14 protein-coding genes are annotated in these 15786 nt (G+C 65.9%); 7 read left to right on the top strand and 7 right to left on the bottom strand.

The window, feature by feature from the left end; genetic code table 11:
• Positions 1 to 53: 53 nt before the first annotated feature.
• Positions 54 to 2036, top strand: a complete 1983-nt coding sequence (locus M1D93_RS04200) for a serine/threonine-protein kinase (protein ID WP_461173923.1) — start codon at positions 54 to 56, stop codon at positions 2034 to 2036.
• 125 nt (positions 2037 to 2161) lie between these two features.
• Here M1D93_RS04200 and M1D93_RS04195 read toward each other — a convergent pair whose 3' ends face one another.
• Positions 2162 to 3415 (bottom strand): FAD-dependent oxidoreductase, encoded by a 1254-nt coding sequence (locus M1D93_RS04195; protein WP_461173922.1) that lies wholly within the window; start codon positions 3413 to 3415, stop codon positions 2162 to 2164.
• On the bottom strand, positions 3408 to 4733 hold the full coding sequence (locus M1D93_RS04190) for an MFS transporter (protein ID WP_461173921.1): 1326 nt from the start codon (positions 4731 to 4733) through the stop codon (positions 3408 to 3410). Before M1D93_RS04190 ends, M1D93_RS04195 begins: the two co-directional genes overlap by 8 nt.
• A gap of 48 nt (positions 4734 to 4781) precedes the next feature.
• On the opposite strand from M1D93_RS04190, the gene M1D93_RS04185 reads away from it, so the two are divergent.
• The 4 genes from M1D93_RS04185 to M1D93_RS04170 all read left to right on the top strand — a co-directional run bounded on the left by M1D93_RS04185 (position 4782) and on the right by M1D93_RS04170 (position 8449).
• Positions 4782 to 5627 carry an IclR family transcriptional regulator gene (locus tag M1D93_RS04185; protein ID WP_461173920.1) on the top strand — a complete coding sequence of 282 codons (846 nt, stop codon included), beginning with the start codon at positions 4782 to 4784 and terminating at the stop codon, positions 5625 to 5627.
• Between the two features lie 109 nt (positions 5628 to 5736).
• Entirely contained in the window at positions 5737 to 6867 is a 1131-nt protein-coding gene (locus M1D93_RS04180; protein WP_461173919.1) for a cupin domain-containing protein, read from the top strand.
• Positions 6867 to 7697, top strand: coding sequence for a fumarylacetoacetate hydrolase family protein (locus M1D93_RS04175; protein WP_461173918.1), 831 nt, complete (start codon positions 6867 to 6869; stop codon positions 7695 to 7697). Before M1D93_RS04180 ends, M1D93_RS04175 begins: the two co-directional genes overlap by 1 nt.
• Positions 7697 to 8449: a maleylpyruvate isomerase family mycothiol-dependent enzyme gene (locus tag M1D93_RS04170; RefSeq protein WP_461173917.1), complete on the top strand. Its 753-nt coding sequence runs from the start codon at positions 7697 to 7699 to the stop codon at positions 8447 to 8449. The genes M1D93_RS04175 and M1D93_RS04170 overlap by 1 nt, the downstream gene beginning before the upstream one ends.
• Before the next feature lie 56 nt (positions 8450 to 8505).
• Here the strand turns inward: M1D93_RS04170 and M1D93_RS04165 are convergent, their stop codons facing one another.
• From M1D93_RS04165 to M1D93_RS04145, 5 genes are read right to left on the bottom strand one after another with little or no spacing between them, the layout of a single operon-like run.
• On the bottom strand, positions 8506 to 9120 hold the full coding sequence (locus M1D93_RS04165; RefSeq protein WP_461173916.1) for a TetR/AcrR family transcriptional regulator: 615 nt from the start codon (positions 9118 to 9120) through the stop codon (positions 8506 to 8508).
• Positions 9121 to 9148: 28 nt separating this feature from the next.
• Positions 9149 to 10348, bottom strand: a complete 1200-nt coding sequence (locus tag M1D93_RS04160; RefSeq protein ID WP_461173915.1) for an NAD(P)/FAD-dependent oxidoreductase — start codon at positions 10346 to 10348, stop codon at positions 9149 to 9151.
• Positions 10345 to 10539: a ferredoxin gene (locus M1D93_RS04155; RefSeq protein WP_461173914.1), complete on the bottom strand. Its 195-nt coding sequence runs from the start codon at positions 10537 to 10539 to the stop codon at positions 10345 to 10347. Before M1D93_RS04155 ends, M1D93_RS04160 begins: the two co-directional genes overlap by 4 nt.
• Complete coding sequence (locus M1D93_RS04150) at positions 10536 to 11708, bottom strand: cytochrome P450 (RefSeq protein WP_461173913.1); 1173 nt, start codon at positions 11706 to 11708, stop codon at positions 10536 to 10538. Before M1D93_RS04150 ends, M1D93_RS04155 begins: the two co-directional genes overlap by 4 nt.
• 49 nt (positions 11709 to 11757) lie before the next feature.
• Entirely contained in the window at positions 11758 to 13479 is a 1722-nt protein-coding gene (locus M1D93_RS04145; RefSeq protein WP_461173912.1) for an MFS transporter, read from the bottom strand.
• Positions 13480 to 13723: 244 nt separating this feature from the next.
• Here M1D93_RS04145 and M1D93_RS04140 point away from each other — a divergent pair, with 244 nt between their 5' ends.
• Positions 13724 to 14734 carry a phosphotriesterase family protein gene (locus M1D93_RS04140; RefSeq protein ID WP_461173911.1) on the top strand — a complete coding sequence of 337 codons (1011 nt, stop codon included), beginning with the start codon at positions 13724 to 13726 and terminating at the stop codon, positions 14732 to 14734.
• Positions 14735 to 14783: 49 nt separating this feature from the next.
• Positions 14784 to 15737 carry a phosphotriesterase family protein gene (locus tag M1D93_RS04135; RefSeq protein WP_461173910.1) on the top strand — a complete coding sequence of 318 codons (954 nt, stop codon included), beginning with the start codon at positions 14784 to 14786 and terminating at the stop codon, positions 15735 to 15737.
• The last annotated feature ends 49 nt before the right edge of the window (positions 15738 to 15786 follow it).

Below are 15786 nucleotides of genomic sequence, written 5' to 3'. Positions count from 1 at the left end.
CCGGGCGGGCGGCGGCCTTGAGTAACCCAGATCAACTGCGTGGAGAGAACAGTATGCAATTCGCACAGACGGGCCAGGCGCTTGGAGCGTCCTACCGCTTCGGCGAGCGGGTGGGGTCAGGCGCCGTCGGCGAGGTATGGACCATCACCTCGGCCGAAGGCGAGACATTTGCCGCCAAGGTTCTGCGCCCGGAGCACGCCGACGATCCATCCCTCGTGGAGCGGTTTGTCCGCGAACGATCCGTGCTGCTTGGGTTGCAGGACTCCCACATCGTCACAGTGCGTGACATGGTGGTGGAAGGCGCACGGCTGGCCATTGTTATGGACTACGTTGCTGGCGGCTCGCTGCGTGACGTGGTGCAGGAGGCGGGCCCGCTGCGTCCCGCGGATGCGCTCAGCCTCGCCGCCGAAGTGCTCGATGCGCTGGCCTTCGCTCATGCGCGGGGCGTGACGCACCGCGACATCAAGCCGGACAATGTGCTCCTCGCCCAACCCTGGCCGGACTGCGGCCCAGGCGACGTCCGGGTCTCCGACTTTGGCATTTCCGACGTGGTGGGCGAGAGGATCCGCCAGACGACCGGCCTCATCGGAACCCCGCAATACATGCCTCCCGAGCTCATCAGCCAGGGCCGGTCCGGCCCTGCCGGCGATGTGTACTCCACGGGGGTCCTGCTCTACGAACTCCTCGCCGGGCGCACTCCTTTTGCCGGACCGGGGACTGACTTCACTGTTGCCTACCGCCATGTTTCCTCCCGTCCGCCACGGATTCCCGTAGAGGACGAGGTATGGGATATCTTCGACGTCCTGCTGTCCAAAGACCCGATGCAGCGGCCCACCGCCGCAGAAGCTGCCGCGACGCTTCGGCGCCTGGTGCCGCGCCTTACCGGCAGCGCCCCGATTCCGCGGGGGGAGGCTCCGGAGGACTTCGACGACGTCGAACGCCCCGCAACCGTAGTCCGGGGGGCCTTCACTGATTCGGAACTGACAGCCTTGGCGTCCACCCCATCGGCCGACGACGGCGGGGAGGTCCCCGCCCTCGGGGAGGCGGGCAGCGCCACCATTGTGCGCCCGCTCCCTCGCCGGCAGGTGCGCACCCAGGGGAAAGCCCTTCCCGAGGAGAAAGATGAAACCCCGTTCTGGCGTACGCGTAAAGCGCTGCTTCTCGCCGGTACCGCGGTCCTTCTCCTCGTCGCCATGGTTGTGGGGTTCGTTGTCCTCGCCCCAAGCGGCCAGCGGGCCTCGGCAGGTGGCGGCGGTGCCCGGCTGTCCACGCAACTGCAGGACCCGGCCCTTCCCACCGGCCTGACGATCTCACGCACTGCCTTGTACGAGCCGTCCTCGGGCCACACGCGCCTGACCGTCTCCTACGCAGCGCAGAAGGCGCCCTTGTCAGGTGAATTCCTGGAGGTTATCCCGGGCATTGCGGAGGGGGACGCGTGCCCGGCGGCTATTTGGGAAGAGGCCTCGGTGACCCGAAACCAGGCCTCGATCACCGGTCTTGATGCCGAGTGCGGCTGGAAGCTCTCAGGGTTGGAGGTGCCGGCAGGAGGGTCCGTGCAGGTGACCGCCAAGGTGCCGGTGGAACCCGCCGACCAACAGGCCTTCGACGCGTGGCTGCGGGCGGGATCCCAGGCGACAACGGTTGCGACGCAGGACCCGGCCGTTAAGGGCACCGCATATCCCGTCCAGCGCCTCAAGGGCCTGGAGGTGCGCACACCGGCGCGCGTCGTGACACCGAGCCCGCTGAAGATTACCCTGGTGCCCGTGTGGGCCGGCGGCGCAGACGAGTTAAACCCGCTCTACGTCAGTCCCGCGTCGGGGAAGCCCTCGCAGATGCTCACCGCAGTTACCGGCGGCGAGAAGGGCGTGCGCTTCTCCGACGGCTGCGGCGGGGCCCTGGCGGTGGACAGTTCCGGGCTGACAGTAACAGCCCTCCAGATCACGCCACAGTGCACCGTGCGCGCCAGCGTCGGAAACTTCACTGAGCTGCAGTCCCCGAGCTTCGACATCACATCGCGTGAGAACGCGGGAGACTAAGCCAGCCCAGTGGTCATTTTGTTGTCCGGAGTAGTTGCAGCGATCCTAAAACCACTTCCCGGCCTACGGCAGCGGGCGACGACGGGAGGTCCCGCCGTCGCCCGCTGCAGTTGGGGTGGGGCTGGCTACGCCGGCACGTTCTCGTCAACCCTGCCCTTCGGCGTAACGGCGGGGACGCCGTCGCCGCCCTGCCCGTAGAGCCAGTCGCTGTACTGGAAGTTGTTGTCCTTCCGGCTCTTGAACAGCAGGTTCCGCAGCGTCCGGGCCAGGCCCGAGACGTGCCACGACTCGCCCCAGACGCGGGCAGTGCGCTGGACCCGGGCGGTGCGGCCGGCGCGAACACTGTTGAACTCGCGGATCGCCTCGTCCCAGCCTTCGGGGACAACCCCGTCCGGGGTGAAGACGGTGCCGATGGTCGCGTCCTGCAGCGCGGCGGCATCCTCGAGGGCCTGGCAAGCGCCCTGGGCCAGGTACTGCAGCATCGGGTGCGCGGCGTCGCCCATCAGCACCATCCGGCCGGCTACCCAGTTCTCGATCGGGTCGCGGTCGTACATGGGCCAGCGGATGCCGGTAGCGAGGTTCTTGAGGGCTTCCTGCACGGCGGGAACGCAGTCCTGGTAGGCAGCCTCGAGCTCGTCCACTCCCCCGTACTGCTCTTCGCCTCGCTCGAAGGAGGGGGACTTGAACACGGCAACGGTGTTGAGCAGTTCGCCCTTGCGCAGCGGGTACTGCACCAGGTGGCAGTCCGGGCCCAGGTACACAATGACGTCCTCGAGGTCAGCCTTCGGGGTGTTCTCGGTGATCGGCACGGTGCCGCGGTACGCCACGTAGGCGGAGGAAACCGGTTCATCCTGGGCGACGAGGGGACGGAGGGTGGACTTGAGTCCGTCAGCGCCGATCACCACGTCAGCTTCAAAATCGACTCCGGCGGCCGTGTGAGCGACGCCCCGCCCGTTGACGGTTTCAACGCTCTCCACCATCACGTCGTTGACCAGCTTGACGCCCGCCGCCTGACACCCTTCGAGCAGGACGCGGTGCAGGTCGCTGCGGTGGATCACCACATAGGGCGCGCCGTAGCGCTCTGCGAATTCCCCGCCGAGGGTCTGGCGGGTGAGCTCTTCGCCGGTGACGGCGTCGCGGAACACCAGGTGCTTGGGCTGCACACCGATGTCCAGGGCCTTTTCCAGCAGGCCCCAGCGCTTCAGCACCCGGGAGGCGTTGGGGGCCATCTGCAGCCCCGCGCCTACCTCGCCGAATTCGGGGGCCCTTTCAACGAGGGTCACGTTGGCGCCGTTCTCGCGCAGTGCGAGGGCTCCGGCCAGTCCGGCCATGCCCCCTCCGATCACCAGGACATCGGTGGACGTGGCGTGCTCAAACATTGCTTGCTCCTGTGGTTGTTGGTGCTTTTTTGGATTTCAGGTGAAGGTCGACGGCGGTCAGCAGCACCGCTGCGATGGCGGCGGCACCGGCGAAGGCCAGGAAGTTGGAACTGACGCCCAGCCCGGCTGCGAGCAGGAGGCCGCCGACCTGAGGTGCAGCGACGGCGCCAATCCGGCCCGTGCCCAAGGCCCAGCCCAGCGCGGTGCCGCGCAGGTGGGTGGGGTAGTGGTTGGCAACGGCAGCGATGATGAGGCACTGCGTTCCGTGGGTTCCGACGCCGGCGAGCACCAGCATCAGGTACACCACTGCCACGGGCGGTCCTGTCACGAGGACCACCAAGGCACCGGCGGCGACGGCGGCCGCGGCGATGGCAGTGGGTATGGGTCCGTAGCGGGTCCCGGCCCAGGCCGTGATGACCGAACCGGCCACCGCGCCGAGGTTAAGTGCCAGGGCAAAGGTCAGCGCGGAACCGAGGTTGTAGCCAGCCAACTGCATCAGGTTGGGCAGCCACGTCCCCAGGCCGTACCAGGCGAACAGGGTAGCGATCGTCGCGACGGCGAACAGCATGCTGATGCCGAGGTAGGGGGCGCGGAGGAGCGAGGAGAACCCTGCGCTGGCTTTGGTGTCGGCCGCGGCCGGCTTGCTCTGGGTGTCCTGTTTCGAACCCAGGGTTTCCGGCAGGTATTTCAGTCCGAGCGGCACCACTATTACCAGGGCCAGCACGGCCACGAGGAACATGGACTGCCAGCCGAAGGCCGGGATCAGCTGGATCCCCACAAGAGCGGCGATGGAGCCGCCGATCGGAACACCGGACATCATCAGCGTGGCGATGGTGGACCGCCACTTGGTGGGTACCAGTTCGGCAACAAGAGCGTTAGCGGAGGGCACCAGCCCGCCTAGCCCAATTCCTGCGAGGAGACGCAGGGCGCCGAAGACGGCAGCGTTGGGAGCGAAGGCACAAAGCACGGTGAAAACGGAGAAGGCGACGGCACAGCCGAGGATGGTGCGGCGACGGCCCCACGAGTCGGCCATGCGGCCGGCGAAAATCGCGCCGATCATCATGCCAACAAAAGCCATCGATCCAATGGTTCCGGCAGTGGCCTTGGTCAGGCCCCAGCCGGTTTCGGAAATCAGGGAGGACTGTACGGTCCCATAAACGATGAGGTCGTAACCGTCAAAGACCACCAGCAGCCAGCAGACCAGGACCGCCAGGGCCGAAGCCTTGGAGAACCGGCCGTGGCTGTCGTTGGGTGGGGTGGCAGTTGCCCCCGGGGGCGAGGACCGTTGCGTCGCTGCAGCGGGAAGTGTGTGATTCATCCCACTACTGTCATCGGCATGGAAGATGAACCACAATACAATTCTGATGTGCAGAACAACCCCGCTACCCCCAGTGCGAGGCCAGGGCGGAAGCCTGGCCAGAAAAAGGCGGTCCAGAAGCGGCCCACGTATTCCATCGAGGCAGTGGACAACGCGCTGCAACTGCTCCAGCTGCTCCGCGACGGCGGGACCCTCCGGCTGAAGGATGCGGCCGAGGAACTGCAGGTTGCGCCATCCACAGCCCACCGTCTCCTGGCCATGCTGGTTTACCGCGGTTTCGCGGTGCAGGATGAAACCCGGCGCTACGTTCCGGGCCCGGCAATGGGCGTGGGTCCGGCAGGGTTGAGCTGGACCAGGCTGCTCCGCTCGCTCGCCCAGCCGCACATGGAACTGCTGTCGGCCCAGCTGAACGAAACGGTGAATCTTATGGTCCGGGTGGGCACCAAGGTACGGTTCCTGGCCACCGTGGAAGGAAACAACGTATTGCGGGTAGGCGACAGGCAGGGAACGGTTCTGCCCGCCAACAAGACCTCCGGCGGCAAGGCCATCCTGGCAGAGCTGGATCCGTCCATGATCCAGCAGCTCTTCCGGAGCAATAATGCCGAGATCAGCGGCGACACCATCGCAGAGGAGGAATTCCCGGCCTTCCTGCGGGAGCTTGATGCCGTCCGCAGCAACGGCTTCGCCGCCAACTTCGAAGGCACCGAGGACGGCGTGAGCGCGCTCGGCATGGCGCTGCACAACCGGCACGGCGACGTGGTGGGAGCGATCAGCGTCGCCACGCCTGCCACACGCTTCCGGACAGTGTTCGACGCTGGCTTGGTCGCCGCCCTGAACGAAACCTGCCGGCAGCTCGAAATCGACATCGCCGCCAACCCCGCCGAGCCTGACTAGTTAGCCCTACGCCCTAATTCTGTAGAACAGAATATGCTCGGTATCACATGCACTTCCTCCGTAGGGTCGAACTACGCCAACACCGTTCGAACCTACCGAGGAGGCCTGCGTGTCCATCAGCGCCGAGAACACTACTCACGAATCAGTGGCCGCCAGCCACGCCCTGCCGGAGCCCACCCCGGAGGAGGCTGCGCAGCTGGAGCAGCTCTACCAGGACTTCGACAAGGAGAACCTGATTCCTTTGTGGACGGAGATCGGGGACCTGATGCCGATGGTCCCCACCCCCCAGGCAGTCCCCCACGTCTGGCGCTGGAACGACCTGTACCCGCTCGCCGCCCGCGCCGGGGACCTGGTGCCGGTGGGCCGCGGGGGGGAGCGCAGGGCGATTGCCTTGGCGAACCCCGGCCTGGCGGGCGCCCCGTACGCCACACCTACGCTGTGGGCAGCAATCCAGTACCTGGGCGGACGGGAAACGGCACCTGAGCACCGCCACTCACAGAACGCGTTCCGGTTCGTCGTCGAGGGCGAAGGCGTGTGGACCGTGGTGAACGGTGACCCCGTGCGGATGTCCCGCGGCGATTTCCTGCTCACCCCGGGCTGGAACTTCCATGGCCACCACAACGACACCGATCAGCCCATGGCTTGGATCGACGGACTGGACATCCCGTTCGTGCACTACGCCGATGCCGGGTTCTTCGAGTTCGGCACCGAACGCGTCACCGATGAAGCCACCCCGGACATCTCCCGCGCCGAACGGCTCTGGGCCCACCCCGGCCTGCGCCCGCTCTCCGGCCTGGATGACACCACAAGTTCCCCCATCGCCGCGTACCGCTGGGAGCACACCGACGCCGCCCTCCGCGAGCAGCTGCTCCTGGAGGACGAGGGCCACCCGGCCACGGTCTCGCAGGGCCACGCCGCGGTCCGCTACACCAACCCCACCACGGGCGGGGACGTCATGCCCACCATCCGCGCCGAGTTCCACCGCCTCCGCGCCGGCGCCACCACCGAAGCGCTCCGCGAAGTGGGCTCGAGCGTCTGGCAGGTCTTCGAAGGCACCGGCTCGGTGGTCCTCAACGGGGAAATTAAGCAGCTGGCCAAGGGCGACCTCTTTGTGGTCCCGTCCTGGGCAGCCTGGTCCCTGCAGGCCGATACCGGGTTTGATCTGTTCCGCTTCAGCGACGCCCCCATCTTCGAGCGCCTGAGCTTCAACCGCACCTACACCGAAGGACGCACCAAGTAATGAAACTCCTCACCCTCCGCCTCGACAACAGCAAGAGCACCACGGCGGTCCGCCAGGACGGCGGCACCCTCACCGAGATTCCGGGTTTCGCCGACGTCGGCGCCCTCCTGCAGGACCCCGCCTGGGAAACCACGGCGGAGGCAGCCAATGGCGCAACGCACGCGCTCGACGGCGCCGACCTTGCCGCCGTCGTGCCCTCCCCCGGCAAAATCATCTGTGTGGGGCACAACTACCGCAACCACATCAAGGAAATGGGCCGGGAAGTCCCCGAGCACCCCACCCTGTTCGCCAAGTACGCCGAGTCCCTGATCGGGCCCAACGATGACCTCGCGCTGCCGCAGGAATCGGACACCGTGGACTGGGAAGCCGAACTCGCCGTCGTCATCGGCAAGCAGGGCCGGCGCATCAGCGAAACCGACGCCGCGGACCACATCGCCGGGTACGCCGTCCTGAACGATGTGTCCATGCGGGATTACCAGTTCCGCACCATCCAGTGGCTGCAGGGCAAGACCTGGGAGAAGTCCACCCCGTTCGGCCCTGCCCTGGTCACCAAGGACGAATTCACCCCCGGCCCGCTCATGACCTCCGCGGTGGACGGCGACGTCCAGCAGAGCACGCCGACGTCGGACCTGGTGTTCACCCCCGAATTCCTGGTGTCCTACATCTCCACGATCATCACCCTGAACCCGGGCGACGTGATCGCCACCGGCACCCCCGGCGGCGTGGGCCACGCCCAGGACCCCAAGCGGTACCTGCAGGAAGGCCAGGTCCTGGTCACCACCATCGAGGGCCTGGGCCAGCTGACCAACCGCGTGGTCAAGGAAGCCTGATGGTCGCCCGCCACGACCAGACGAAGGACCCGGCGCTCCTGCACGCGCTGCTCCAGGCGCGCCGGGGCACCGCGTTCTTCGCCCGCAAGCTGAACGAGCTCCCGGATGCAGAGCTCGACGGCGGCTCGTTGCTGCCGGGGTGGGCCCGCCGCCACGTCGTGGTACACGTGGGCTACAACGCCCGGGCTATCGCCCGGCTGGTCGAATGGGCTGCCACAGGAGTGGAAACTCCGATGTACCCCTCTCCTGAGGCGCGCAACCACGAGATCGAGTTCGGGGCTACCCTCTCCCCCATCGCCCTGCGGCACCTCTTCGACCACTCCTCCGTGCACCTGAACGTCGAATGGCGCGACCTGCCCGCCGACGCTTGGCACCACATAATCAAAACCGCCCAGGGCCGGGTTGTCCCGGCTGAGGAAACGGTGTGGATGCGCACCCGCGAGGTCTGGCTCCACGCCGTGGACCTGGACAATGGCGCCACCTTCAGCGACATTCCGGCGCCCGTCCTGGAGCGGCTGCTGAAGGACATCACCGGCGCCTGGCACACCCGCGGGACTGACCAGGGAATCCTGATCAACGTCACCGGGAACGCACTGACGTTCGGCGACACGAGCGCAACCAAGCCGACGATCATCACCGGTCCGCTGGCCGCCGTCGTCCAGTGGGCAGCAGGCCGCGGCTCCGCCGGGGTTGCAGCCACCGGACTTGGCGCACTGGACGGCAGCGTTCCGTCCCCGCCGAAGTGGATCTAGACGCAAACGCTGATTGATAAGTGAAGCCCCCTCATTGAGGGGGCTTCACTTATTAATCAGCGCTCGTCACAGAGCAGGTGGTACCAACTGTCAGCTAGGATTTCGAGCGCATGCTCGCGATTGGGTTCAAGCTTGCGACGGGTCCAGAGCGTGGCCACGTAGTCCAGGGACGTGAACGCCAAGGTTCCCCTGATGTGGCGGGTTTCCTCCGGGAAGCGGCGGGCGAGCGCCATCCCTTTGACCAGATCGGAAATGACTTCCTCGTGCCACTCCTCCACCATGGTGCGCACCTCGCGGTCCACCGCGGCTGCCTCGTCCAGGACGTCGAGGTAGGGACGGAAGACCGGCCAGAGTGCAGCCCGGGATTCCAGCCACGCAAGGATGCCCGGCAACTCACCCGCACGCACCACGTCCACCAGGTCGGGTGCGGTGGAGCCGGACTCGGGCTCGTCGGCACGGTCCAGCACGGCGTTGACACGGGCCATAAAGTCCCGCATCAGGTCACTGCGTGAGGGGTAGTAAGCGTAGAAGGTCACCCGGGTGGTTCCGGCCGCGGCCGCAATCTCATCGATGGTGGTGGCGGCGTAGCCCTTTTCAGTGAAGAGCACCAGCGCGCGCTCCACGATCATGTCGCGGGTGAGCTTCTTCTGGGCTTCTCGGAGCGACGGCATCCAACAATCCTAACGGCCGTTGGCGGCGTCACACCCGTGCCGGCGGGGCCGTGGACAACGCCGCGGGGCCGGCGCCGGCCAACCGGCGCAGTTTTGGGATGGGGATCCGATAGTTCACCGCGGCGGCGGTTCCTGAGCTGTCGCCGTTGTGCCAGCGCATCAGCAGCGACCCGCTCTCCGCGCCAGGTTCACAGAAATCGGGTCCGCCGGTCACGGGTGTGAATCCGACCGCCTTGAGTGACAGCCCGAAGCCCTCCGTCCAGAAATACGGCTGGAAGTTGAATTCCGGCGCGTTGTCGCCCAGAAGCAGACCGACAGCGGCGACCTTCGCCTGGTCGATGGCACTCGTCCACAAGGGAACCCGCTGCACGCCCCGGCGGGTTGGGAAGAATGCCACGTCACCGGCGGCGACTATCTCCGGCCGGACCCGGCCGCGGGAATCGACGCGCAGCGACCCGTCGGTGAGGAGGTTTGAGCCGGCCAGCCATTCGATATTCGGGTCATCGCCGATGGCGGTGACCACCAGATCGGCGTGGAGTTCGGTGCCGTCGGCGAGGACGACCCGTGTCCCTGAACCGTGATCGGCGAGGCGGGCATGCCCGCCTTGTACCACGCGCAGGCCGCTCTGGATGGCGGCCGTCGTAAAGATACCGGCAAGATGGCCGCCGAGTTGGCGCGCCAATGGCGCGACGTCGGAGACGAGCGTGACCTCGCAGCCCACATGCAGGCAACCAGACGCCACCTCCATGCCAAGCGGACCACCGCCGATCACGATAACGGAGGGACGCGGGGCGACGAGTTCTTTGAGGAGGATTGCATCCTCGATGGTGCGCAGGGTGAGCTCACGGGGGATGCTCTCCCCTTGGGGTCCAGCAGTTCTTTGCCCGGGGGCTAGATGCCTCGCCCTGGAACCGGAGGCGATGACCAGGCCGTCGTATGGCAGCTCACCGCCTCCCTCCAGGCACACATGGCGGGCATCGACGTCAAGGCCCGTGGCGCTAACGCCCAGCAACTCGGTTGCATCGTGGGTCGGTTCGGGAAGTTCGTGCGCCTGGAGGGTGTCATCACCGTGAAGCAGCGCTTTGGACAGGGCGGGGCGGCTGTAGGGGTGGTGGCGCTCCGCGCCCACAATGGTTAGCTCGCCGTCGAACCCGGCTGAGCGCAGTGAGTCGCAGGCGGTCAGTCCGGCGATGCCGTTGCCGACCACAACAATTTGTCGCATCGTCATGCCGCGGCCAACCGCAGTGCGGCCACCGGGCAGATCCTGACGGCCGCTTTCGCGGACTCCAGCTCCGCCCCGTCCACCTCGGAGACATCGATCACGAGCTCGCCGTCGTCATCCAGGTGCATCAGCGCAGGTGCTGCTTCCTCGCAGAGGCCGTGTCCTTCGCAGCGCGGCCGGTCCAGTTCGATCCTCATGCCGCCACCACCTTGGTGACCTCGAGCTTTTCGATGCTGCGTGTGATGTTGCTCGGCTCCCGCATCTCGTCCCCGACGGTCAGTGTCTCGACCCTGCGGGCAAGTGCTTCGATGACTGCGTGGGCTTCGAGCTTTGCCAGCCCCTGGCCTGCGCAGCCATGCGGCCCGTAGCCAAAGGACAGATGATCCACCGGGTTGCGCAGCACGTCGAACGTGTCCGGGTTCTCGTAATGCCGCGGGTCCCGGTTCCCTGCTCCGAAGAGGATTCCCACTTGGGCACCTGCGGGGATTGTCACACCGTAGATTTCCACATCGCGGGTTGCCTTCCTGCCCCAGATATGGACCGGCGCCCAGTAGCGCAGCACCTCGGCGAAAGCTGCGGGGACGAGTTCCGGGTTTTCCCGCACCAGCTTGAATTGCTCCGGGTGGCGGCCGAACAGCGCAACGATGTTCCCGATCGAGGCAATGGTTGTGTCCACACCTGCTCCGAGGTACTGGTGGATGATATGTCCTGCCGAGCCTTCCGGAATCTCGCCGCGGGTCTCGGCATCGAAGATTCCGCGGCCGATTGAGCCGGGTACGAGGTCTTCAGCCGTGACCGAAGAGCACCAGCCATAGAGCTCGCCGGCGATGGGAAAGGCCTCCTGGGTGCGCTGGTTCAGCGGGCCGATAACCTGCATTGCGGCCTGGCCCCAGCGCAGCATGTTGTCCTTGACGTGCCCCTGGAAGCCAATGAGATCCGCAACGATCTCGATCGGGAAGGCCCGGGCCAGGGAATCGATGGCTTCGAAGCTGCCGCTGGCTGCGAGTTCGGCGACAAGCTTGTCGGCCTTTTCGTCGATGAGCACTTTCAGGCCGCGGAGTGCGCGGGGAGTGAGGTTCTGCGAGAGCGTGGCACGCAGCTGCGTGTGCACGGGCGGATCCGAAGCGAGCGAGGTGCCCTGCAGCGCTTCGTTCACTATGGGGTTGAAACCGATGCTGGTGGACGAGAGGGTTTCCGGGTCACCAAGTGCCTCACGGATGGCGTCGTAGCGCGTCAGGACGTAGAGGTCGTATTTGGGGAGGTGGACGACGGCGGCCTGCTCGCGGAGTGCCGCGTAGGTCGGATAGGGGTCAACCAGGATGCCGTCATCCCAGATGTCGATGTCGGACTCGATGGGTGCAGTCACGGTGTTTCTCCTTGTTGGAAGGTGATGGTTCGGGAAAGCGGGGTCAGCCTTAGACGGCGGCTTCGGCGTTTGCTTGGGTGGTCTCCCCCACGGCAGCCGGTGCGGGCGCGGAAGAGCGTGCAGAGATGAAGAGGGTAAGAACCGCGGAGAGGACGGCCGCGATACCTGCGGCGAGGTAAACGGCCTGGAACCCTTGGCCCAGCGAGGTCCCTGCTACGCCTTGGATCTGCGGCTGTGCGGCGTTGAGGGCCTGGACCATGCCGTCCACGGCCTGTGCGGGTGCGCCGCCTGCCGTTGCCTGGCCGGAGAACTGCGCGATCACGCCGTCCCAGCCGGAGAGGAAGCCCAGCGGCGGCACGTTTGCCAACCCGCTGACGGCCTCTGCGGGCAGTCCTGCCCCGCTCAGGATCCCGGCAAGGGGACCCGCGAAGGCCGTGGCTCCGATGCCGAAGGCGATCGCTGATCCGACCACGGGGCCGAGGGCGAAGCCAAGGTCGCGCAGGAGGTTGGTGGTGGCCGAAGCCATGCCGATCTGCTCGGGCGGGACGGTGTTGATGGCAACGGCGGTTACCGAGCCGACGGTGAGGGCGAACCCGATCCCCAGCACCAGAAGCGGCGGGATGAAGGCCGTCCACAGGGTACCGCCGAAGGCCTCCGGGGCACCGAGGGCGAAGGTCGAGAGCCAGAAGCCGGAGACGGCCATGAGTGCGAAGCCCGCGCTGAGCACCCACCGCGGGGCCACGTGGTGGATGAGCCATCCGACCACCGGTATGAACATGAAGGCAGGACCTTGGATGAAGACGAAGAGCACACCGACCTTCCAGGTCTCGGCAAGGGCAAGCCCGCTGACGGCGACGCTCGTGCTGAAGCAGATCGCAAGGAAGGCGAACATGCCTGTGACCGCTACGATTCCGGTGATCGAGTAGGAGCTGTTTTTGAACAGTGACAGGTGGATCAGCGGCTGCGCGGTGCGTGATTCGATAATGACGAAGGCGACGAGGAGGATGACGCCGGCCGCGTAACTTCCCAGGACCTGCGGGCTGCCGAAGCCTGCGTCCACTGCTGTGACAGTGGCGTAAAGAACGGCAATCAGGCCAAGTGCCAGGGTGAACTGGCCGAGCAGGTCCAGCTTGCGCCCCTCAGCGGCGGCAGAGTCCTTTGCCCGGAGTGCAACGAGGAGCACGAGCACGGCAATGGCGGCGGCAACCAGATAAGCCGCCCGCCATCCGCTGAACTCATTAGGTGCACCTGGAACAGCGCCCGGAACGGTAAAGAACTGCGCCGTGAAGCCGGCGAGTACGGGTGAAATCACCGCGCCGAGGGACAGGAACCCGGCCCACGTGGCGATGACCTTTGCCCGGGCACGGTGGTCCGGGGTGATCGCCGCGATCATGGACAACGAGATTGGAAACAGGATGCCCGCTCCGACGCCGCCGACCGCCTGCGCGAAGATCATCATTTCAGTGGTCTGCGCCAGCGCTGCGAGTACGGAACCGACAACGCTGACCGCGGCGCCGACGTAGAGCAGCTTCCTACGGCCGAACATGTCTCCGAGAAGGCCCCAGCTGAGCTCAAACACCACGATGCCCATGAGGAACATGCCCGCAATCCAGGTCAGGCCAGCACCTGAGGTCTGGAACTCCACGGCAAAGGTGCCGCTGAGCGCGCCCGGCAGTGCGTTTGTGATTTGGGCCAGAGTGACCGCGCTGTAGGCGGCAATGAAGGTGGCTCGTGTGGAGCCGCGGCTGGACACGGAGATGGCCTGGTTCATCGATGAAACTCCCTTGTTTCGAGGTGATGTGGTCTTCCCCACAGTTTGAATAAATTGTTTACATAATGTCAAGCAACTTAACGACATGGACGCTTCGGTCTCAATGGTCAATACCGCTTACGCTTAGACTGTTTTCTTGACATGTTGTAAAGAAACATGTGATGCTGGCTACATTAGCCCGTGAGAATAGCCAGGATGGCCCTCCGGGCCCTTCGCCAGTACCCAAACTTCAAGGGAGAAGCCCGTGAGTTACACCGCACCCGTCGAGACCGGCGATGAATCAGGAGCCCCGGGCGGGCAGTCCGTTAACACGGTCCTGGGTCCCGTCCCTGCTTCCGAGTTGGGCGTTGTCGCAGTCCACGAGGCGCTCCTGTCAGTGCTCCCCGGCGCACAGTACGCCCCGGACATTTCGATGGACAGGGCGGAGATCTTCGAGGCCCTGGCAACCAAGCTCAAGGACTTCCGCGAGCACGGCGGCCAGACGATCGTGGACAGCACGGGGATGTTCCACGGCCGCGACCTCAAGCTCTACGAGGCGCTGTCCCGCTCCACCGGCGTCCACATCGTCGCCTCTACCGGCATGGGCCCGGAAGAAGAAATGGGCGGCTACTTCCTAACGCCGCAGACCAACCCGCCCACCCCTTGGCCGGCCGATAAGTTCGGCGATCTCTTCGGCAAGGAAGTCACCGAGGGAATGGTGGTCCCCCGGGTGGAGCGCCGTGCCGCCGCCGGAATTGTTGCAGCCGTGGCCGACCGCGCCGGCATGACCCCCACTGAGGACAGCCTGTTCCGCGGCTCCGCCCGGGCCGCCAAAAACACCGGGGTCCCGATCTCCATCCGCTTCGGCGCCGATGTCCTGCACGATCTGGACGTCGTCCTTGACGAGCAGATCGGAGCCGACCGGGTGCTGGTGGGGGACCTGGACCGCAGCGACGCCAAGGACTCGGCCATGGACGTGGCCGGCCGCGGAGCGTTCGTGGGCATCGACCACGTTGGCCTGAACGACCACGCCGACTACCTCACTGACAGCGAACGCTGTGAACTCATCCTCGAACTCATCAACGCCGGCCATGCGGACAAAATCATCCTCTCGGGCAGCTCCATCGGGGTGGCCAAGGGCCTGCCGGAGTACAACCTGCCCTACAGCCAAGTCCTCACCTCCTTTGTGCCTTTCCTTAAGGCGCAGGGCCTGAGTGACGGCGACGCGCAGCGCATCCTCGTTGACAACCCGCGCAACCTCCTGGCCGTGCGCTAGCACGCCTCGGCACATCCACAACAAGCTTTCGAACCCCTGAGGTGAACGAATGACCAAGGTCAACACCGTGCTGGGAACCATCCCGGCCGAAGAACTGGAAATCGTGGCGGTCCACGAACACATCGGCTACGGCATGCCCGGGTCAGAACTGGACACCAAATGGTGGAAGACGCCGGAACAGGCCTACGAGGAGACCGTGCCAAAGCTGCGGAAATTCCGTGAATACGGCGGCGGCACCTTTGTGGACGCCACCGGTATCTGCAACGGCCGCGATGTGGACTACTACAAGTCCCTGTCCGCCAAGACGGGTGTGCACATCGTTGCCAGTACCGGTTTCGTCGGCGGCGACACCGCCCTGGCGCACTTCGCCCGCGCCACCGTGGACTACCTCGCGAAGGTGTTCATCCACGAGATTACGATCGGCATTGGCAACACGGGCGCCAAGGCCGGCGTCATCAAGGTGGGCGTGAGCCGCGGCGGCCGGATGACGGAACTGGACAAGCGCATCTACCGAGCGGCGGCGCGCGCCGCCGTCGTTACCGGTGCGCCGATCCTGACCCACCTGGCCATTGATCCCGAACCGGCAGTGAGCATCTTCCAGGAAGAGGGCCTCCCCCTGGACCGCGTGCTCTTCGGCCATGCCGACGACGGGCTGAACGCTCCGATCACCCCGCACGACTGGATCTACGAGCAGGGCGGCCGGATCGGCTTCGACACCTTCGGCTACGACCTCGAACTGCCGGACCCGCCGTTCTGGGGCCGCAAGCGCGACGAGCGGATGGAGCACTTCGTCAAGCTCGTAAACAAGGGCTACACGGACAAGCTCCTGGTCTCAGCCGACGCCAACTGCAGCCCACTGGGCTGGCCGGGCGTAAAGGGCCACACCATCAACTACATCTTCGAGGACATGATCCCGGACATGCGCGCCGCCGGAATCGACGAGGCCACGCTCAAACTCCTGCTTGAGGACAACCCGGCCGACTTCCTGTCGCTGCGCGCCTGACCCGGCCCATACCACCGCAACTTACCCCTCCCCAGGCCCGGCCTGGCTC

The organism is Arthrobacter sp. Z1-9 (genome assembly GCF_054792695.1).
This window is presented reverse-complemented; position numbering and strand designations above follow the sequence as displayed.